The organism is Streptomyces albiaxialis, from assembly GCF_039530985.1.
GTDB lineage: Bacteria > Actinomycetota > Actinomycetes > Streptomycetales > Streptomycetaceae > Streptomyces > Streptomyces albiaxialis.
The window spans coordinates 967467-986344 of sequence record NZ_BAAAPE010000001.1 but is presented as its reverse complement, the minus strand read 5'-3'; the positions used below and the strand labels follow the sequence as shown (position 1 = coordinate 986344).

Annotated in this window: 16 protein-coding genes and 1 tRNA gene; 6 read left to right on the top strand and 11 right to left on the bottom strand. The window is 70.8% G+C overall.

All coding sequences use genetic code 11. The features are described 5' to 3' along the window. Positions 1-84: 84 nt before the first annotated feature. Positions 85-1524: an aminopeptidase P family protein gene (locus ABD343_RS04310; RefSeq protein ID WP_344524077.1), complete on the bottom strand. Its 1440-nt coding sequence runs from the start codon at positions 1522-1524 to the stop codon at positions 85-87. Positions 1525-1770: 246 nt separating this feature from the next. Beyond that, positions 1771-3306, bottom strand: a complete 1536-nt coding sequence (locus tag ABD343_RS04305) for a PP2C family protein-serine/threonine phosphatase (RefSeq protein WP_425578090.1) — start codon at positions 3304-3306, stop codon at positions 1771-1773. Between the two features lie 606 nt (positions 3307-3912). Between ABD343_RS04305 and ABD343_RS04300 the strand changes: the two genes are divergently transcribed. Next, positions 3913-4677 (top strand): bifunctional DNA primase/polymerase, encoded by a 765-nt coding sequence (locus ABD343_RS04300; protein ID WP_344524073.1) that lies wholly within the window; start codon positions 3913-3915, stop codon positions 4675-4677. Positions 4678-4918: 241 nt separating this feature from the next. After that, positions 4919-5599 (top strand): hypothetical protein, encoded by a 681-nt coding sequence (locus ABD343_RS04295; RefSeq protein WP_344524071.1) that lies wholly within the window; start codon positions 4919-4921, stop codon positions 5597-5599. Positions 5600-5811: 212 nt separating this feature from the next. On the opposite strand, the gene ABD343_RS04290 is transcribed toward ABD343_RS04295, so the two are convergent. From ABD343_RS04290 to ABD343_RS04280, 3 genes are all read right to left on the bottom strand, one after another. Then, the gene (locus tag ABD343_RS04290) at positions 5812-6813 is read right to left on the bottom strand and encodes a DUF5926 family protein (protein ID WP_344524069.1); all 1002 of its coding nucleotides are present in this window, start codon (positions 6811-6813) and stop codon (positions 5812-5814) included. Positions 6814-7016: 203 nt separating this feature from the next. Next, on the bottom strand, positions 7017-7511 hold the full coding sequence (locus tag ABD343_RS04285) for an ATP-binding protein (RefSeq protein ID WP_344524067.1): 495 nt from the start codon (positions 7509-7511) through the stop codon (positions 7017-7019). 161 nt (positions 7512-7672) lie between these two features. Further along, positions 7673-8515, bottom strand: a complete 843-nt coding sequence (locus ABD343_RS04280) for a glycerophosphodiester phosphodiesterase family protein (protein ID WP_344524066.1) — start codon at positions 8513-8515, stop codon at positions 7673-7675. A gap of 260 nt (positions 8516-8775) precedes the next feature. On the opposite strand from ABD343_RS04280, the gene ABD343_RS04275 reads away from it, so the two are divergent. The 4 genes from ABD343_RS04275 (at position 8776) to ABD343_RS04260 (ending at position 13020) form a co-directional block, all read left to right on the top strand. Next, positions 8776-10476, top strand: coding sequence for a S1C family serine protease (locus ABD343_RS04275; RefSeq protein WP_344524064.1), 1701 nt, complete (start codon positions 8776-8778; stop codon positions 10474-10476). A 64-nt stretch (positions 10477-10540) separates the two neighbouring features. After that, positions 10541-10627: transfer RNA gene (locus tag ABD343_RS04270), tRNA-Ser, on the top strand. A 163-nt stretch (positions 10628-10790) separates the two neighbouring features. Beyond that, the gene (locus tag ABD343_RS04265; RefSeq protein WP_344524062.1) at positions 10791-11744 is read left to right on the top strand and encodes a hypothetical protein; all 954 of its coding nucleotides are present in this window, start codon (positions 10791-10793) and stop codon (positions 11742-11744) included. Between the two features lie 277 nt (positions 11745-12021). Further along, entirely contained in the window at positions 12022-13020 is a 999-nt protein-coding gene (locus ABD343_RS04260; RefSeq protein WP_344524385.1) for a DUF3800 domain-containing protein, read from the top strand. A 137-nt stretch (positions 13021-13157) separates the two neighbouring features. On the opposite strand, the gene ABD343_RS04255 is transcribed toward ABD343_RS04260, so the two are convergent. The 6 genes from ABD343_RS04255 to ABD343_RS04230 form a co-directional block, all read right to left on the bottom strand. Next, complete coding sequence (locus ABD343_RS04255; protein WP_344524061.1) at positions 13158-14567, bottom strand: tyrosine-type recombinase/integrase; 1410 nt, start codon at positions 14565-14567, stop codon at positions 13158-13160. After that, positions 14561-14764 (bottom strand): helix-turn-helix transcriptional regulator, encoded by a 204-nt coding sequence (locus tag ABD343_RS04250; RefSeq protein ID WP_344524060.1) that lies wholly within the window; start codon positions 14762-14764, stop codon positions 14561-14563. Before ABD343_RS04250 ends, ABD343_RS04255 begins: the two co-directional genes overlap by 7 nt. Continuing rightward, complete coding sequence (locus tag ABD343_RS04245; RefSeq protein WP_344524058.1) at positions 14761-16203, bottom strand: replication initiator; 1443 nt, start codon at positions 16201-16203, stop codon at positions 14761-14763. The genes ABD343_RS04250 and ABD343_RS04245 overlap by 4 nt, the downstream gene beginning before the upstream one ends. Positions 16204-16352: 149 nt before the next feature. After that, complete coding sequence (locus ABD343_RS04240) at positions 16353-16970, bottom strand: DUF2637 domain-containing protein (protein ID WP_344524056.1); 618 nt, start codon at positions 16968-16970, stop codon at positions 16353-16355. Between the two features lie 52 nt (positions 16971-17022). After that, the gene (locus tag ABD343_RS04235) at positions 17023-18429 is read right to left on the bottom strand and encodes an FtsK/SpoIIIE domain-containing protein (RefSeq protein WP_344524054.1); all 1407 of its coding nucleotides are present in this window, start codon (positions 18427-18429) and stop codon (positions 17023-17025) included. Beyond that, on the bottom strand, positions 18426-18761 hold the full coding sequence (locus ABD343_RS04230) for an SCO3933 family regulatory protein (protein WP_344524052.1): 336 nt from the start codon (positions 18759-18761) through the stop codon (positions 18426-18428). Before ABD343_RS04230 ends, ABD343_RS04235 begins: the two co-directional genes overlap by 4 nt. Positions 18762-18878 lie beyond the last annotated feature (117 nt).

The following is an 18878-nucleotide window of genomic DNA, read 5'->3' as shown; positions in this document are numbered from 1 at the left end:
CCGGTGCGCAACCGGGATACCAAAGCGTGCTCTCTTCCTCGTCGGGTACGGCGCCTCGGCGCCCCCTCTACCGTGTGCTGCGGCTCACGCCTTCAGCTTCGCCATCCACAGCTCGACGTCCTGGCTGGTCCGGGGCAGGGCGCCGGACAGGTTCCGGTTACCGTCCTCGGTGACCAGGATGTCGTCCTCGATACGGACGCCGATGCCGCGGTACTCCTCGGGCACGGTCGTGTCGTCCGCCTGGAAGTACAGCCCCGGCTCGACGGTGAGGCACATGCCGGGCTCCAGGGTGCCCTCGGCGTAGGTCTCGCGGCGGGCGACGGCGCAGTCGTGCACGTCCATGCCGAGCATGTGGCCGGTGCCGTGCAGCGTGAAGCGGCGCTGGAGGCCCAGCTCCAGCACGCGCTCGACCGGGCCCTCGATGAGGCCCCACTCGACCAGCTTGGCGGCCAGCACGCGCTGCGCGGCCTCGTGGAAGTCGAGGTACTTCGCGCCGGGCCTGACGGCCGCGATGCCGGCCTCCTGCGCCTCGTACACCGCGTCGTAGATCTTCCGCTGGAGATCGGTGAAGCGGCCGCTGACCGGGAGGGTGCGGGTGACGTCGGCCGTGTAGAGCGTGTGGGTCTCCACGCCCGCGTCCAGCAGGAGCAGCTCGCCGGAGCGGACCGGGCCGTCGTTGCGCATCCAGTGCAGATGGGTGGCGTCGGGGCCGGCGGCGCAGATCGAGCCGTAACCGACGTCGTTGCCCTCCACGCGGGCGCGGAGGAAGAACGTGCCCTCGATGTACCGCTCGGAGGTCGCCTCGGCCTTGTCCAGGACGCGCACGACGTCCTCGAAGCCGCGCACGGTCGAGTCGCACGCCTTCTGCAGCTCGCCGACCTCGAAGTCGTCCTTCACCAGGCGCATCTCCGAGAGGAAGCCGCGCAGCTCCTCGTCGCGCTCCAGGGTGACCTTGTCGGCGAGCGCCGCCTCGATCCCCGCGTCGTACCCGCGCACCACGCGCACCGGGCCTGTGGCCTTGCGCAGGTCGTCGGCGACCGTACGGACGTCCGCGCAGGGCAGTCCGTAGAGCTGCTCGCTCTCGGCGAGGCTGTTGCGGCGGCCGACCCACAGCTCGCCCTGCCCGTCGAGCCAGAACTCGCCGTTCTCGCGGTCGGAGCGGGGGAGGAGGTGGAGCGTGGCCCGGTGGCCGGTCTCGCCCGTGGGCTCCAGGACGAGCACGCCGTCCTCGACGAGGTTGCCGGTGAGGTACGCGTACTCGACGGAGGCGCGGAAGGGGTACTCCGTGTCGTTCGACCGCGTCTTGAGGTTGCCCGCCGGGACGACGAGCCGCTCGCCGGGGAAGCGCTCGGAGAGCCGGGCGCGACGGGCCGCCGTCTCGGCGGCCTGCGGTATCGGCTCCAGATCGCGCAGTTCGGTGTCGGCCCAGCCGGACTTCATGTTCGCGGCCAGTTCGTCGGAGACGCCCGCGTACAGGCCGTTCTTCCGCTGCTTGATCGGCTGCTCCTCAGCGGCGTCTGCCACGTGTGCCTCCTCTTGGATGGATAAGACCGTCTTCCATCGTATGGCCGGGGCAGGCGTGGTCCAGAGGCGTGCGGATGTGACCTTCGGCCCCCGCCGCGGAGGCAACCCTCCGGGCGACGGCGAGCGTCGGGAACGGACGCCGGAAGCCGTCGTCGAACGAAGTCGGAGCCGAATTCGGAGGCCTGGACCCGGAGCTGAATCCGGTGGCGGGGCCGGAGCCGTTTCTGACGTCGTCGAACGAAGACGTCAGAAACGGGCGGCGAGGAGGACGACGTCCTCGGGATGGTCGGTCTGGTCGGCGAGAGGGCCGGGGAGCAGGGTGTGCAGGACGTGCTCGACGAGCGCGTCCGGATCGTCGCGCGCCTGGGGCGGCGCCCCCGCAGCGGCCCCGTGCAGCCGCGCGAAGGCGCGGTCCATGGGATCGCCGGTGCGGTGCAGCAGCCCGTCGCTGTAGAAGAGGAGCGTTTCGCCTTCCCGCAGGGTCACCTCGACGCTGGGCGCCTCCCAGCACGCGAGCATGCCCAGCGGCGCCGAGAGCGTGGTCTCGACGGGCTCGACACGCTCGGGCCCGACCACGAGCGGCGGACAGTGCCCGGCCCCGGCGATCAGGACACGACGGCTCGCGGGCTCGGCGTACGCGAACAGGGCCGTCGCGGAGCGCGCGGGCTCCGTCAGCCGCAGCAGCAGCTCCAGGTCGGAGAGGACGGCGACGGGGTCCTCGCCCTCCATCACGGCGTACGCGCGCAGCGAGGCCCGCAGCCTGCCCATCGCGGCGACGGCCGTGGGACCGCTCCCGGTCACCCCGCCGACGGCGAGGCCCAGCGCGCGGTCGGGCAGCGGCAGCGCGTCGTACCAGTCGCCGCCGCCGCGCGGCCCGGTCCGGTGCCGCGCGGCGAGCCGGACGCCGGGGACGCGGGGCAGCGCCGGAGGCAGCAGCTCCTCGCGGAGCGCCGTCATCTCGGCGCGCGCCCGTGCGAGTTCGCCGATACGGGCCGCGTGCTCGGTCGCGTACCGCAGGTACTGGCACAGCAGATGGCGCTGGCGGGCGCTGGGCTCGGAGGGGTCGTCGTAGAGCCAGACGGCGGCGCCGAGGCGGGTGCCGTCGCGGGTGTCGAGCGGCACCGCGTAGCTCGCGGCGAAGCCGAGCCGGGCCGCGACCTCGCGGTGCCGCGGGTCGAGGGCCTCGTCGGCGGCGATGTCCGGGTACGTGATCCCGGCCGGATCGGCGTCCGGGGACTCCGGGTGCGGATGCTCGGCTGCCTCCTCCTCGTGCTCGGCCGCGCGGGAGTGCCCGGGGGACGGGGCGGACGACGGGGCGGACGGGCCGGATGGCGCGGGCGGGGCGACGGCGGGGGCCACGGACGGTCCGGCGGGCTGCCCCACGGACGGACCGGCGGACTGCTCGGTGTCGGCCGTTCCGTCGAGGATGCGGGCGTACGCGGCCGAGGCACGCGGCACCGTCTCGATCTGGCCGAGATCGGCGTGCCCGAGACCCAGCCCGATGGTGCGCTCCGGCGCGGTGCCGGGCGCCGCCCCGGGTTCGAGCGCGATCAGTCCGCGCCGGGCGCCCAGGAGCGCGGCACCGGCGCGCAGGGTCTCGCGCAGGGCGGCGTCGAGGGATTCCGTACGTGCGAGTTCAGCGGTGAGTTCGTGAAGGGCGGTGAGGTCGGAGAGCCGCTCCGACGCGTCCGCCTGGTCCGCCGTGTCGGTCGAGGAGGCAGCTCGGGACTCGGAGGGCGGAGTTTGCGACGGTGGCGAAATCGCCGGTTGGATTCCAGCCACTTTCGGCGAGCGCGGGGCCGTCATGGGAGGCGGCTCTGACTGCGGAGGAACTCTCTCAATAGCATCGCAAACCCCCATGTCATGCTGCTCCGCTATCAATGGCACTACATGTACACACACCGTTGACGTGATGTCCAGCACTGTGCCAGCAGGGTTGATGGTGTCCGTGGTGGCATGCTGATTTCACGGGGGCTGGCCGGGGTTGGTGAAGAATGGCGGAAAACAGCCCTCCCGGAGTGCATATTGCTGTCGACTGAGGCCATCCGGCAGCGCGTTGGCATGGCTGCTGCGGGTACGGAACCCAGTGGGGAACCACAGCGTCTTAGGAACCAGCGAGCGCGTCCCGCCCTCTTCCTCGGCGGGAATGCACCAGGCGGCACAGTCGCTGTACGAACGGGCGCAGTCAGAGCAGTACCGGCACAGGTGGCCGCACGGCAGTTCGTCACGCAAGCGCCAGGCGCGCGCCACCCCCCGCCACGTTCCACGCTCGGCCCGCGGCATGATGCGCTGTCCTGTACGCGCGGTCACGAACGATCCACTCGGTGTGTAGGGCTAGATCTCCGACGAGACGGTCAGTTGGCGTTTGACGGAAAGGAACGAGCGCTCATGCGCGAGATCCTCGGAAGGCGACGCTTCACCTGGGCCTGGGAGCACCTCTCGGGCCGAAGGCTGTGGGGGACTTCTCGGAGGTCTCCCCACAGGTCATCGCTGCGGAACGCGGCGCTCGCCTGTGCCACCCGATGGCACTGGCCCGTGGTCCCGGGCGCCGCCGTCTCCGGCAAGGCGTCGGGGAAGGCCGCCGCGGCGGTGTGCTCCTGCCCGGACCCGGACTGCGTGGTCCCGGGCGCGCACCCCTTCGACCCGGTCCTGCTCGCGGCGACGACCGACGAGTCCATGGTCCGCTGGTGGTGGACGAACCGCCCGGGCGCTCCCGTGATCCTGGCCACCGGCGGCCGCGCACCCTGCGCGATCAGCCTCCCGGCTGTCGCGGGCGCGCGTGCCCTGGCGACGTTCGACAGGACGGGTGTCCGCCTGGGCCCCGTGGTCGCGACCCCGACCCGCTTCTCCGTTCTGGTCGAGCCGTACGGACTGGAGGAGCTGGGCGAGTTGCTCTACGCCCAGGACTGGGTGCCCAGTTCGCTGCGCTTCCACGGGGAGGGCGGCTATGTCGCGCTGCCCCCCTCCGAGACCGGTGCGGGCAAGGTCCGCTGGGAGCGCCAGCCCGAGTCCGACGGTGCCCGTGACGGGGCCCGCGGCGGGGCCCGCATGGGGGAGGACGCGCCCTGGCTGCCGCGTATGGAGACCCTGCTGGACGTGCTCGTCGAGGAGAGCGCGGCGACGCCGGGCAGCGGCAGCAGGCTCGCGTACTGAGACCCCGGGCCCCGCGCCCGGGTCTCCCCGCGGCCTCCCTTCCCCGGAGGGCTGAAGGCCGCACGTCCTCGGGGCTTCACTCGTACGGGTAGGAGCTGCCGGGCGAGTACGGGAACGGACGGCCAGGCGGCTCCCACCGGCCCCTTTCCCCCGATATGTTCACCTCACCGGCCGGTCCGGCCTCTTCCGCTCTCTCCCCTCTCCCCCGTCTCTCCCCAGCGATTCGCAGGTGTGCCCCTCCATGCAACAGTCGCAGCGCGCTTCCCGTCTCCGCGTGGTCGCGCTCGCCAGTACGGTCGCGCTCGCCGTCGCGCTGCCGCTCGCCGCCGCCACGGCCGGCCAGGACGCGCCCGTACGGCCCGGGTCCCCGCCCGCGCCGGGCGGCGGAGCGAGCCAGGAGCCCGGAGCAGGCCAGGAGCCCGGAGCGGGGCGCGAGGCGGGACGTGAGGCGGGACCGGGGCGGCAGCCGGGGGCGGCGCCGGGGTCGGCGTCGGAATCGGGGCCGGAAACAGGCGGCGCGGGTGGCACGCTCTCGCGTCGACTCGCGGACGAAGGGCGCCCGGACTCCGTCTGCGGACCCGAAATCACTTCACCCGAAGGGGTGGAGGCCCAGACCTGCGTGTTGACCCAGGGTGACTCCACCTGGGCCAGGACGTACTACAGGAACGCGACGAACAGCGAGTTGGCGACCGTCCTCACCCTGATGCGGCCCGACGGCCGTGCGATGCGGGTGCGGTGCGCGATGCCCGCGGCGAGCGAGCCGGGGCTGTGCGAGACGCCGCGCGTACCGGCGGCGGAAGGTGAGGAGGCCACGGCGGTGGCGGAGGTCGCCTCGGCGGACGGGGAGCGGCTCCTGCTGCGGGCCGGGAGCGCTCCCGGCGGTCCCGGGGGCGGCAACTCGCGCCCCCTGAGCCGGACATAGAAGAACCCGGTCGCTGGCGACGGGGGATGCACCAGCGACCGGGCTCCTAGAACGGTAACAAGAGATCGGCTGTTCGCAAATTCGATCGCGCAGATCCGGACGCGGATTTACCTGTGAGTACGGGTAGTTGGGCGCCCAGTGTGACGCGAGTCACGGTCACGATTTCTTCGCAAGGCCGTTGCCGAATCCCCCGGCGTCCTCCTCGACGTCCGCTAGCTCAGCGTCACCTGACGGTTGGTGAGACCGCTGCGCGCCCGGCGCTCGTCGGCGGTGAGCGGTGCCGTGACGGCCAGCGCCTCGGCCAGCCGCTCGGCGAAGGCCGCGGCGGGCTTCTCGCAGTCCTCCGAGGTCATACCGACCGGAAGGTCCCACACCGGCACCGTCAGACCGTGCGCGCGGAAGGATCCGACAAGGCGCGACCCCTCCCCCTCGGCGGCGGACGGGCCGTCGCCGAGCGAAGAGCCCCCGGCCGCGTGAAGCCGCGCGAGGGCGTCGAGGAGCTGCTCCTCGGGGTGCGTCATGACCCAGCGCAAATGGTTCTTGTCGCCCGCGTCGCACCAGTAGGCACCCTCGACGCCCGCCAGACGGGCCGTCGGGATGGCGGCTGAATTGGCACGCTCCAGCGACGCCGCGACCTCCCCCGAGGGCTGCTCCGCGCTGTCCGTACCGTCGAGCCAGAACTCGAACCCGCTGTGGACCTCGGGGACGAACGGCGCGTCGAGGTCGAGCAGGTCCTGGAGACGCGGACCCTCCGGCTCCGGGCGCTGCCCCTCGACCGGCGAGCCGGGCCGCGCGGTGAGCGCCCGCTGGAGGGTGCTCGCGAGGTCACGGCTGAGGTCGCCGGACGCGGTGTCGTTCTGGAGGCCGAGCAGCACCTCGCCGTTGTCGCGGCGCAGCGCGGGCCAGGCCATGGGGAGCACTGTCGCGAGCGTCACGGACGGCACGTCGTCCGGCAGGCCGTCCTTGAGGGTCAGCCGCGCCGTGGCGGCGGGCACCAGCTCGCGCAGCGCGACCCAGTCGCTCTCGCCGGGCAGGCCCTCGAAGGGGCGGCGCACCAGCTCGGTGACGGCGTGGGCGGCGGCCCGCCCGTGACACGCCTTGTAGCGGCGGCCCGAGCCGCACGGGCACGGCTGGCGCGCGCCGACGACGGGGTAGCTTCCCTCGCTTTCCTTCGCCGTCGCGGCCGGGGTCTGAGGTCGGCGCTTCTTTGCCATGACGAGCGGTACTCCAGGTCTGCGGCAGTGGTTGGGGCCGCGATCCTAGTCGCTGTCCGGGGCCGCACGGGCGCGGTCCCGGAGCTGCGCGCCCGGGGACGCGCCGCGCGCGCCCCGTGATGACGCGCCCTGTGACGACGGAGCCCCGTGGTCACCCGTGGTCACGCCCTCGTGGTGATGCCCCCGGGGTCACGCCCTCGTGGTTACGCCAGCTCGTCGATCCCGGCGAGGTCCAGGGCCAGGCTCGCGGCGAGTCTGTCGCTGAAACCGCTGGCCGCCGGGAGCACCGCCCATACGGTCACGTCCTCGCACGGCGGGCCGGACCTGACGCCCCAGTCGCGCGCGAGCGCCGAGATGATGGAGAGCCCGCGCCCGCCCCTCGCGCTCACGGAGGGCGTGGCCGGAAGGGGACGGGTGGGACCGCCGCCGTCCGTGACGGCGATGGTCAGCTCGCCCTGGCCGTCCCGGCTCCAGGACGCTCTGACGGACTGGCTGTTCGGCAACGGCCGGGCATGCCGGTACGCGTTGCTGAGCAGCTCGGAAAGAATGAGAACCGCGTCATCGACCACGGATTCCGGCGCCCCGCTCGCGAGAAGCTCCTCGCGCATCCTGCGCCGTGCGACGCCCACGCCCGCCGGCCCATGGGGCACGGTCATGGTCGACGAAGTAGGCACCTCCTGTGCCACCACCAACGCCACCCCCGAGACCTCCTTTGCCCCACGCCACGGGATGAATGCCCCAAGTGAGCGGGCAGGAAACCGGCCGCCCCTCCTGTCTTGACGCATTCGCAACCTTCCCCTACGCGGTGAATGCGCCGGTGCACACCCGGTAGGGGCGACGGGGGGCGGACGGAGGACGATCAGCCCAGCTCGTCGAGCTGGGCGCGCACCTGGCGGGGCCGGTTGGTGATCACGGCGTCCACGCCGAGCCGGGCGCACAGCTCGACGTCGGCCGGGTCGTCCACCGTCCATACGTGCACCTGGTTCCCCGCCTGGTGGGCCCGGTCCACGTAGTCGGGGTGGGCCCGCAGGATGCGCATGCTGGGCCCCGCGATCCGTACGCCGGGCGGGAGCCGTCCGTCGCGGTGGCGGGGCAGGAGGAGCTGCATCAGGTAGACGGTGGGCAGGTGCGGCGCCGCGGCCCGTACGCGGTGCAGGGAGCGCGCGGAGAAGCTCATGACCCGGACGGGTGTCGTGGGCCTGTGGCGGTCGAGCAGCTCCAGCAGCCTCTGCTCGACCTGGCCGGCCCAGCGGGTGGGGTGCTTGGTCTCGATGGCCAGCTCGACGGGGCGCGGGGCCTCGGCGACGAGCTGGAGCAGCCGTTCGAGGGTGAGCACGGAGGTCCGTTCCGGGTCGTCGGCGCGGGCGTCCACGTCGGTGACGGTGTCCGGCGACTCGTACGGATCCGCGTCGCGGTCCTTCCAGGAGCCGAAGTCGAGGGCCGCCAGATCGGCCAGCTCCAGTGCGGAGACGGCCCCGCGGCCGTTGGACGTGCGGTTGACCCGGCGGTCGTGCACGCAGACGAGGTGCCCGTCGGCGGTGAGCCGTACGTCGCACTCCAGGCCGTCGGCCCCCTCCTCGATGGCCCTGCGGTACGCGGCCAGCGTGTGCTCGGGGGCCGCGACGGAGGCGCCCCGGTGGGCGATGACGGACAGGGGGCGCGCGGGGGACGGGCGCGGACCGGTGTCGATCTCAGAGCTCACCGGGTCATCGTGCCACTGGCCCCCGCCCGGGGGCGGCTCGCGGGGGCCCGGCCTACTCTTGATCCGGAGCGAGCGGTGTCTTCCGGCCGCCCGGAGCGGACGCACGCCGGCCGTCCGTCGGCGGGGCGTAAGCGCCGGGCCGGTGGATGCGTGCGGCGGCTTACGTCCGTCTGACGCGTCATGGGAAAGGCTGTGCGTGGATACCCAAATATATGAACACCCCGTCCTTGCGATGTCGTGCACCTGATGAGGAGTAAGTTGTGAGCACCGAGAACGAGGGCGCTGCCGTGACGCCTGCGGCGGGGCCGAATCCCACGCCCCCGGCGGCCGACGAAGCGCCGTCGGCCGGCGCCTCGACGCGCGCGGAGGACGAAGACTTCTCGCTGGCCTCACCGGACGCGTCCGACGCGGCTCCGGCTGACGCCGCACCGTCCGACAAGGCTCCGGCGTCGGCCCCGGCCCCGGCTCCGGCTCCGGCTCCGACGGCGACGGAGCGGGCTCCCGAGCCCACGCAGCCGTCCCCGCCGACGCAGCCGCCCCAGTCGGCTCAGTCAGCCCAGCCGACGCAGCCGTCCCAGCCGTCCCAGCCGCAGGGTGGTGCGGATCTGAGCAAGCACTCCGCGGAGCCGCCGCCCCCGCCCGCCTCCGGCGGCGGCTGGGGGTACGGCGCGTCGGGCGCGGCAGGGGGCGCGGGCACTCCTCCCCCGCCTCCCCCGTACGGCGGCGGTCCGGCGGGCCCCGGCGGCCCGGTTGGCCCCGGCGGTCCGGGGACGCCTCCGCCGCACGACCCGTGGGCCATGCCCTCCGCGCCCGTACCGGCTCCGAACGGCGGCGGGCGCCGGGGCGGTCTCGTCGCCGCGATCGTCGTCGCCGCGCTCGTGGCGGGCGGTGTCGGCGGTGGTCTCGGTTTCTGGGCCGCGGACCGCAGCTCGAACGGGGACTCGACGACGATCAGCTCGTCCGCCGACCCCAAGACGTTGAACCGTTCGCCCAAATCGGTGGCCGGGATAGCGGCGAAGGCGCTGCCCAGCGTCGTGACCATCCAGTCGTCGGGAGGCGGTGAGGAGGGCACGGGCACCGGCTTTGTCTACGACAAGGAAGGCCACATCCTCACCAACAACCACGTCGTGGCGAACGGGGCGCGGGGAGGCCAGCTCAAGGCCACCTTCTCCGACGGCAAGAAGTACGACGCGGAGGTCGTCGGCGAGGCCCAGGGGTACGACATCGCCGTCCTCAAGCTCAAGGGCGCGGACGACCGCAAGCTGACCCCGATCCCTCTCGCCGACTCCAAGGACGTCGAGGTCGGCGACGCCACGATCGCCATCGGCGCCCCGTACGGCCTGTCGGGCACCGTCACCACCGGCATCGTCAGCGCCAAGAACCGTCCGGTCGCCTCCAGCGACGGCCAGGGCGCCAGCTCCTCGTACATGAGCGCGCTCCAGACGGACGCGTCCATCAACCCGGGCAACTCCGGCGGCCCGCTGCTGAACGCGCAGGGCGCGGTCGTCGGCGTCAACTCCGCCATCCAGCCCGGCGGTGGCGGCGACGGCATGGGCGGCGGCGGAGGCCAGGGCGGCAGCGTCGGCCTCGGCTTCGCGATCCCCGTCAACCAGGCCAAGCGCGTCGCGGGCCAGCTCATCAAGACGGGCCAGCCGGTCTACCCGGTGATAGGAGCCACAGTCGAGACGGGCGGCGGCAACGGGAACGGTGCCACCATCTCCCGCACCGGCCAGAGCGAGGGCGAACCGGCCGTCACCCCCGACGGCCCGGCCGACAAGGCGGGCCTCAAGGCGGGCGACGTCATCACCAAGCTGAACGACACGGCGATCGACAGCGGCCAGACCCTCATCGGCACGATCTGGACCCACAAGCCGGGCGAGAAGGTCAAGATCACCTACGAGCGCGACGGCAAGGAACGCACGACCGACGTCACCCTGGGCTCCCGCAAGGGCGACCAGTAGTCCTTCGTCTCCGCAGGCCACCACACGCTAGGCTGTCCCCGCGCCGTCCCCAGGGACGACGCGGGGAGGTGTGCCCGAGCGGCCGAAGGGAACGGTCTTGAAAACCGTCGTGGCAGCGATGTCACCGTGGGTTCAAATCCCACCGCCTCCGCAGAGGTCAGAAGGCCAGCAGGTCAGCTAAGGGGCGTCCCAACAGGGGCGCCCCTTCTGCATGGCGCGTGTCTCACTTTGGACGCCCGGATCTCGCGTATGGATCAGCCTGTGTGGACCAGATGTGGACCAGTTACGTGCCTGTTTTTCCATGAAAGGTGATCATGAGCGGCCTACACAGCCACGGAACCGGCCCCTACGAAGCCTTGCAGAGAGGCCGCAAGGCTGTGGACCGTTTGGCCGCAGACCTCGCCGCCAGCGGCGGGACCCTACGCGAGGTGACCGCAACCCAGGTCTTGCTGGCAGGGGCAAGCCCGCGAGTGCTCTTCGAGGAGTTCACCTCAGCCGAGGAAGCGAAGACCGGGGCGGACTGGATGTGGTGGTGGGTGGACCGCGATGGCACCTGCTTCGGCCTTCTGACCCAGGCGAAGATCCTCAAGGTAAGCGGCCGTCGGTGGACTGTCGACTTCGGGTACACAACCAGAGGTCACTCCCGGTCGCAGATCACCAAACTCATCGCGGCAGCCGAGCCGTACTCCGTACCCGCAGCCTACGTCCTGTACTGCGGCGATCGGGAGTACAGGAGAACCCTGGAGTGCAGCCGCAGCCACGACGGTGTCCTATGCCGCGATCGTGAGCGTGTGGGAGTGTCGGTGGCGTGCGCTCTGCTGGCGTACAGGGCGCAGTCTGGCGTGGAGGTCTTCCACGACGCGGTCCCGGTGGAGGACATCGCGAGCCCTGTCGAAGGTCTGGACGAGCCGGTCCGCCCCGTAAAGGAACTGAACGAGGAGCTCGCGATGTTCCTCCGGCAGCCGCAGAGGGGGGCTCGGCGTGTGGCCAAGGAGTTGCTTCGGCCGCTGGAGCGGGTCAGGCGTGGCGTGTTCTCCAGCGCGAAGACCTTGGAGCATGTGGCATCAACGGCCGATGCCCTCTTGAGAGACGTCCCGGCCCACCATGGCTACTTCTCGGTGCCGTACCTCGACCACGTGCTGCGCGGTCTGCGTACAAGGGTTCCCGACTATGTACGCGACATCATGGCGGGGCGAACCCCTCCGGCCGGGGTGACCGACAGATTAGGGGGGATCGTGGTGATCGCAGATGCGGATGCCCTCGGATAGCGAGCGCCGCGCATCGTCCGGACAGTACAGGCGCACGATCTGACGCCGATGTTCCTTGCCCCCGAAGACGGACTGACAGGGAGGGAGATCGGACGTTAGATGGCCTCTCTCGCAATAATTCGGAGAAGGTATGTCAGGCAAGTAGCACCAGGAGCACATGCCTCATAGGTATCCGCTGGTTCTCCAGGAATGTTCGGCATGTGAAAATCCTCCGCTGCGTCGCCTTGTGCTTCGGCATCCTTGGGGAATGCATGCTCTCGGAGAGCCCGTGGTCTACATGGACGAGACCGGCAACTCGGGCCAGAACCTGCTCGACCCAGGCCAGCCGATCTTCGCCCTGGCGGGTGTCCATCTCAAGGATGAGACGGCGGCGGACATCGTGGCCGAGGTCTGCTCCCGGTTGCCAGCCACGCAGGGCGAGCCGAAGTACGGCTCCCTAGCGAAGGCAACGCGGGGCCGTGAGGCACTGCTGTGGGCGTTCGCGCAGTTGTCTGTCGGCAGCGTCCGGGCGATGCCGGTGCACAAGCCGTTCATGGTGATGACCAAGATGGTCGACCTTCTGATGGAGCCGCTGGCGGCGGTGACCGGGTTCAACCTGTACGAGGGGCAGCAGCACCTGGCGCTGGCCGACATGATGCATGTATGTGGGACGGCGGGTCTCGGGGACAAGGCGGCGTACGACCGGATGCTCCTGACGTTCGTGGATTGGGTCAGGCAGCGGACCTCCACGGACGACCTGTTCGGCGCCATCGAGGCATTCAGGCAGACCGTGAAGCACGAGGGCATGGCTGGGTTCTTCGAGATGCTGGAGCACTGTCGGCCGTTCGCTGACGAGATGGCCTCAGAGATCGCCTCGGGCGAGACACGGGACGTGCTGGACCCTGCGGTGCCCGTGCTCTACCGGCTGTGTCTGAACTTCGGCGCTTCCATCGGCCGGTTCCGGGTTGTGCACGACTCATCGAAGGTGGTTCACCAGTGGGTCGTGCCCCTGCGTACGGCGCACCTTTTCCCCGACCCGGCTAATCCCGGTGGATTCATGCAGCAGTTGCCGGTCTCTCAGATCAACTTCGCGGACAGCAAGGCTCATCCGCAGTTGCAGCTTGCCGATTGGGCGGCGGGCGCCTTGCGGCAGTGGGCGGCCGACAAGGCGGCAGGCGGAGGCGACCCGTTCGCCGAACGGCTGGAGCCGTTGGTGGAACCATGGAAGATTGACATGATTTGGCCCCCCAGTCTGAACGGCGGAGCAGGGGCATCAACTTCGGGTGCGGGCGCCTGATCGTTCCTCACGTGCCTGAAAGCCCTGCAACGCCGTGACCTTGGGAAGGTCATTCACCATTAGATAACTACCGCGCATAAGGGCCGCTGACGCCCTGGGAACGGGTGCCAGCGGCCAGGAGCCACGATGCGCGTGGGTCAGTCTTCGGCTGTGTCCGCGTCCTCCGCTTCGTTGAGGGCGTCTTCGATCTGCTGGTTGGTCTTGTCCTGGCTGCCGTGGATGACCTTCGCGTAGAAGCGGAAGAGCACGGCAATGCTGTGGCCAGCACGGCGGGCGACCTCGGCGGGGGCTACGCCGGAAGTCAGCCAGAATGAGACGCACGCGTGCCGCAGTGAGTAGGGGACCTCGGCGAGCGGGGAGGACGCGTCAGCTTCGGGAAGCACGGCCAGGCGGGCCGCCTGCCAGATCTCGCCGTACTCCTTGGACAGGACATGACCGCCGCGGGCGGCGCGGAAGAGACGGCCGTCCTCGGCGACTCCGAATTCCTCGATGTGGGCGCGGAGCATGCGGACCAGGACGGGCGGGATGGGGATGGAGCGGGTGGACTTGCGGGCGCGCTTCTTCAGGCCCCGGGAGTCGTAGGACTCGCCGGAGTCGGTCCAAGCGGAGCCGACCCGGGGTGTGGTGCCGGAGAGGACGAGTTCGCCCCAGCCGGATTCCGGGAGGTGGCAGGCCGACAGGCGCAGGTCGGTGACCTCGGCCGGACGCATGGCGGCGTAGTACATGCAGCCGTAGAAGGCGTGCAGGTGCCTGCCGCGCCTGCCCTGGGCGCGGACCGCAGCGATCAGCTTTCGGGCCAGCTTGGGGCCGGGCACGAAGCGGAAATCCACCTCGTCATCCGTCTGCGGCGCCTTCCAGTCCACCTTGTGGAGCGGGAGGGCGGGGAGCAGTTCCCGTTCGACCGCGTACCGGAGGCAGTTGGTGAAGACGGGCAGCTTGCGGTGCACCGTGTTCGCGGCGGCCGGTTTTCCGTCGAGCTTGAGTTTGAGCGCGTCCAGGGCGGTGCGGAGCACGGCCGGGGTGTCCAGCTCGTTGACGTTGACGGACTTGCGGCCGATCCACTCCAGCGCGGAGACGATCTCGGCCGGGGCCTCTTCGTGTTCGTGGCGGGGCACGAGTGTGCCGTCTTCGGTGGTGCGGAAGCTGAATGCCCAGGAATACAGCGCACGCCGCAGGAGCCGCAGCGGCGGGGCACCACGGGTGTCGGACACCAGGGAGGGTGCGACCGTGGCCAGGGCGTCAGCGATGCCCGCACGGTGCTTGGCAGACGCATCAGGCCACTTCATACGGGCGTAGGCGCAGGCGTGCGCGAACCAGGAGGGAGAACGCTGGGCGTGCAGCTCGGACGCCGGTAGCCCGGTCTCCGTGTCGAACTGCTCGCCGTTGCGCAGCGCCGTCATCAACTCGGAACGGCGGCCGTCCGCCTGAGCCTTGAGGGTGTAGCTCTTGGAATGCGGTTGCGTGCCGACGCGCCAGCGCAGTTGGAAGGGGCGTGCGCGGTTCGCGCGCTTGCGGATGCTCCAGATCTTCACGTCGTAGGTCAGCACGCGATCACCTGCTCGCAGCCCTCGAACCAGGCGTCGAGGTCCGAGCGGCGGACCCGAATCTGTCCGTTGGGCAGCTTGAGGCATGTAGGTGCCAGACCCCGGGCGCGGAGGCGGTAGAACGCGGCTCGGGACATACGCAGCTCGGCGAGGACTTCGGGAAGGGTGAGGGTGCCTCCCTGTGTCGGTGTGGTCTTCATCGGCCCTCCGCCCCTTCGTGCTTGAGCTGGAGAGCGAGGGCCTGTTGTTGGCGGACCGTTTCGGCGAGGAGGCGTTCGCCGGGGGTGTAGCCGGTGCCGTGGAAGGTCCAGGCGGATTCGAGGACGAGGGTGGATTCGTCGCGGTCGGCCAGGCCGAGGCGAGCGCGGGACTGGTCGGCCCGCCAGGCGCGGCGGGTGTCGCGGAGTGCGCCGAGGGTGGTGGAGTAGCGGCGGGACTTGGTGGAGAAGTGGCCCCGGAAGCCGAGCATGTGGGCCCACTTGCGGAGCTTGAGGTGAGCCAGCTCGGTCAGGGCGCCGAGGTCCCAGGCAGTACGGACCATCTGGCGGGCGTGCTGGGCGAGGGGGAGGCGTGCGGGGTCCTGGTGGTAGCCGGTGCCGTCGCAGTGGGCGCAGCCGGTGCCGTGGCGATCTCCGGTGCCCTTGCAGGAGCCGCAGGTAAGCGGCGCGTCGAGGGCGCCCGCGTCTTCGGCGCCCTTGGTGGCGTACTTGGCGATGTACGCGGCTACAGCTTCGTCGGTCAGGTCCGAGCCCGCTGCGAAGGCTGCGATCTCGCGGACGTCTAGCTGCTCGCCCCAGCACAGTTCACGCGGGCCCAGGACATCGGAGTCCAGGATGAGCGAGACGCGTTCGCGGGCGCGGCGCAGCGCGCAGGTGAGCACATCGGCAGTCGCCCCGGCAGGCGGGTGGGTGCCGGAACCGTCCGGGCCGTCGAGGCGGATAACGGCGTGGAAGTGGACCAGGCCGCGCTTTTGGTACTCGGCGACCTTCGCGAAGGAGACGCGCAGGACGGTGCGCAGCTCCTTCTGTGTCAGGCCGAGGAGGGCGGCCAGTTCGCGGCGGAGGTAGGTGGTGAACCGGGCCCACAGGGCAGAGGCGTGCGCGTTCCACAGCACCGCTCCGGCGTAGTCGTACGTCGGCGGGTGCACGGGGGTGCCAAGCGCCGGGTCGTCCTCGCGGTGGTGACTTCCGCAGCGGCAGGGCAGGCGCCGGCCGGAGGGCGTGGCGGGCCGGTTGTGGACCGGACCGAAGGAGGGCGCGGTGAGGGTGGCGAAGACACGCGGGTGGGAGCGGACCGCTTCCGTGGTGCCCTTGCCGCCCGTGAGTCCGGCGCGGATGAGATGGAAGGTGTCGGCGGCGTAGAGGCGGGAGCAGGACGGGCAGCGGCTTGCGCGGCGGTTGCCGCAGGGGATGAGGAGGCGGCCGGTGGGCTCGTCCAGGGTGGTGAAGACGTGCAGGGGCTCGCCGGTTTCGGCGTCCAGGGTGGCGCTGTAGCCGGTGAGCTGGACGGGTCGGGTACAGCCGCGGACGCGTTCAACCTGGTTGCGTACACGGTCGAGATCACCGTCATGACGTCCGAGTGCGAGCAGATCCCGCAGAGCGGGGCTGAGCTTGTGACGCGGAGGCGGCGTGGCTGTCACGCTGGAGTCTCCTTCCGAGTGGATCGGTAGGGGCACCCCGGACCGGAACGCGGTAGCTGCCAGGCGATCGGCGTTCCGGCCGGGGCATGCCGCACGAGGGCAGGGCTAGGCCAGGCCGGGGCGGCGCAGAGGGGTGACGGGTTGGCGGCTCAGACGGTCAGACGCGCGTGCAGCGTCTCGGCCAACGCGGGCGCGATGCCCAGGCGTGCGCGGAGCCGGTCGGGGGTGATGGGTGCTCCGTGCTCGCTCTCATGAGCGGCAGCGATGTTGCGCGCGGCCTGAAGGAGTGGTTCGGGCACAGGAGCGGGTTCTACGGCAGGCGCCGCAGCGGGCTCGGGAGATGGTGCCGGGGCGGGTTCGGCGGTCGGAGAAGCGTGCAGGTGGCGCAGGAGCCCGGGGCCGACGGCGCCCCAGCCCAGCAGGAGCACGGGGGCGACCGCATCCAGGGCGGCTCTGCCGTAGTGTCCGGCGAGCAGCGGTTCGGCGACGTTCAGGGCAAGGGTGAGCAGGCCGGAGGCGTGCATCAGCCGCACGGCCGCGCGCAGCTCGCTGGCGGGGACGCCGCGCAGGGCCAGGTGCCGCAGGCCGACCAGGAGGCCGAGGACGGACAGGTCGACCATCGGCGCGATCAGGGGCGCGATGGGGCGGGGGACGCCCAGGCGGAGGGCGAGGGCCCACACGTTGCCGAAGGAGAAGACGAACGCGAGCGTGGCGATCACGGCCATCACGGCGGTGACGGTGCGCTGGGTGAGCTGTTCACCGGCCATCAAGGGGAATCACCTCCTTCCACGGACGAGCGCTGAGAGACAGGCGCGGGGATCACGCGGCGCGGGGCGGCTTGAGGAGGCTGGGCCCGCGCACGGCGCTGAGCAGGTCAGCCGGATCGCGGGTCAGATGCGCCGTAGAGGCCGCGACGCGAGCGGCGTCCTCGGGCTCCACGTAGGGGGTGCGGACCCGGACGAAGCCCTCTCGGCCGTACTGGGACATGACCGCGACACCGACATAGCGGGGGTCCTGCAACGCGACCGGACTGGCATCCGGGTACTCGCGGATGTCGTCCCCCAAGGCGGCCACGGCCGCATCGGCGGTCTTCTGCGCGAAGGACAGCCCGACCGGGCACACGTCCCGGATGAAGGTGGGAATGGCATCCCCGGTCGCCTTCTGCGTGGCCACGATGGTGAGCATCCCGAAGCTACGGCCGATCTTGACCAATGCTTCGACCAGCCGGGTGTTCTCCGCCGCCAGCGCCGCGAGCCGCTTGGTCTCCCGATCGCTGCCCTTGTGGTCACGGAAGAAGGTATGGGCTTCGTCGATGACGAGCACCACCAACGGCCAATCCGGCGACGGCCCCTTGTGCCACATGTTCGTCGTGCCGAAATACTCCCTAGCCAGGGCCGACCGGCTGCGCATCAGCGCGACCAGCCGCTTGAACAGGGTGTTGGCGGTCTCCAGATCATCCCCGGCGAAGGCGAAGAGGCGATCCTGCATGTCCGCGTAGTCGCCCTCATGCGCCCCGTTGACCTTGCCGTCCGCCACTGCGAACTGCACCGCACCCGAGGGCGCCAGGTCACAGATCAGGCGGTTGATGAGCGAGGTCTTCCCATAGCCGGGCAGCCCCGCGACCGTGATGCCGGGAACGTTGGCAAGCTCGCAGCGGATGGCTTCCGCGTACTCATCCAGCCCCACGTCCCAGATGCTCACCTCCTGCGGCGCCTGCCCCGTGGGGCTGTGGAACGTCGGAGAGATCAACGGGTCTCGTCGCACAGCCCGCAGCACCAGGACGCCAGGAGACTGCTGCCGTACCGACAGCCGCGTACATCCCCACGCGTCCGCCAGATATGGCGCAGCTCGCTGGAACTCCTCCAGACCGACCTTCGGCAACGCCTTGACCGTGACCTGCACCCCGAACTCATCCGGCACCGTGTGAATCTTCGGCACCAGCACGCGCGGTTTGGGCTCGCGGCCCTGCTCCGTGGACAGCGACGTCATCAGCGTGGGCGTGCGGTCGGTGACCGACAGTCCCGACAGCCGCGCCAACCGTCGCCACCCGCGATTGATCCGGATCTCCTGCCGCATACTCGCCCGGACCTCACCAGCGGCACGCGCATAGCGCACCAGCCATACCGAAGCTCGGGCCAGCAGCAGCACAGCCGCCAAGACGCCCACCGCGACCACGACCCGGGGGCCGTCTCGGGAGACGAACTCCCCGACCTCCAGCACGCTCACTTGGCCACCTTGATGCCCTCGGCCCGGTAGGACAGGCCGGAGTTGATCTGGTCACCGAAGCTGTTGGCCCACGGGCTGGCGATCAACGCCACCGGCTTGACCATCGCGCCCTGAGCCAGCCCTTCCGGGAGGCCGTTCGCGGGAACAGTGACCTTGATGACCTGGACGCGCTCCTCCAGGGTCTCGACCAACTGCACGGTGTGCAGGGTCTCCCCGGTGGCCCGGTCCGTGGCAGCCTCTCCGGTCTCCATGTTGCGGATCTTCGGTACAGGCATCGTGGCCACCATGAACGTGGACGCGCTGACGTCGACACGGGCAAACGGCTTAGCCATGGGTGGATTCCTTTCTGCGTTGCCCGGCTGGGGACCAGCCGAGGCGGGAGATCAATTAGTACCTCGCCCAGCTAGCAGTGTCAACTAGGGCTAGCTGTGCCGTTTGGTCTGTGGGGT

Excerpts from the sequence above, each read along its gene's own strand:
- ABD343_RS04250 (WP_344524060.1), bottom strand. The coding sequence starts at position 14,764 with ATGAAGACCACACCGACACAGGGAGGCACCCTCACCCTTCCCGAAGTC.
- ABD343_RS04290 (WP_344524069.1), bottom strand. The coding sequence starts at position 6,813 with ATGGCAAAGAAGCGCCGACCTCAGACCCCGGCCGCGACGGCGAAGGAA.
- ABD343_RS04295 (WP_344524071.1), top strand. The coding sequence starts at position 4,919 with ATGCAACAGTCGCAGCGCGCTTCCCGTCTCCGCGTGGTCGCGCTCGCC.
- ABD343_RS04265 (WP_344524062.1), top strand. The coding sequence starts at position 10,791 with ATGAGCGGCCTACACAGCCACGGAACCGGCCCCTACGAAGCCTTGCAG.
- ABD343_RS04260 (WP_344524385.1), top strand. The coding sequence starts at position 12,022 with ATGGACGAGACCGGCAACTCGGGCCAGAACCTGCTCGACCCAGGCCAG.
- ABD343_RS04230 (WP_344524052.1), bottom strand. The coding sequence starts at position 18,761 with ATGGCTAAGCCGTTTGCCCGTGTCGACGTCAGCGCGTCCACGTTCATG.
- ABD343_RS04240 (WP_344524056.1), bottom strand. The coding sequence starts at position 16,970 with ATGGCCGGTGAACAGCTCACCCAGCGCACCGTCACCGCCGTGATGGCC.
- ABD343_RS04300 (WP_344524073.1), top strand. The coding sequence starts at position 3,913 with ATGCGCGAGATCCTCGGAAGGCGACGCTTCACCTGGGCCTGGGAGCAC.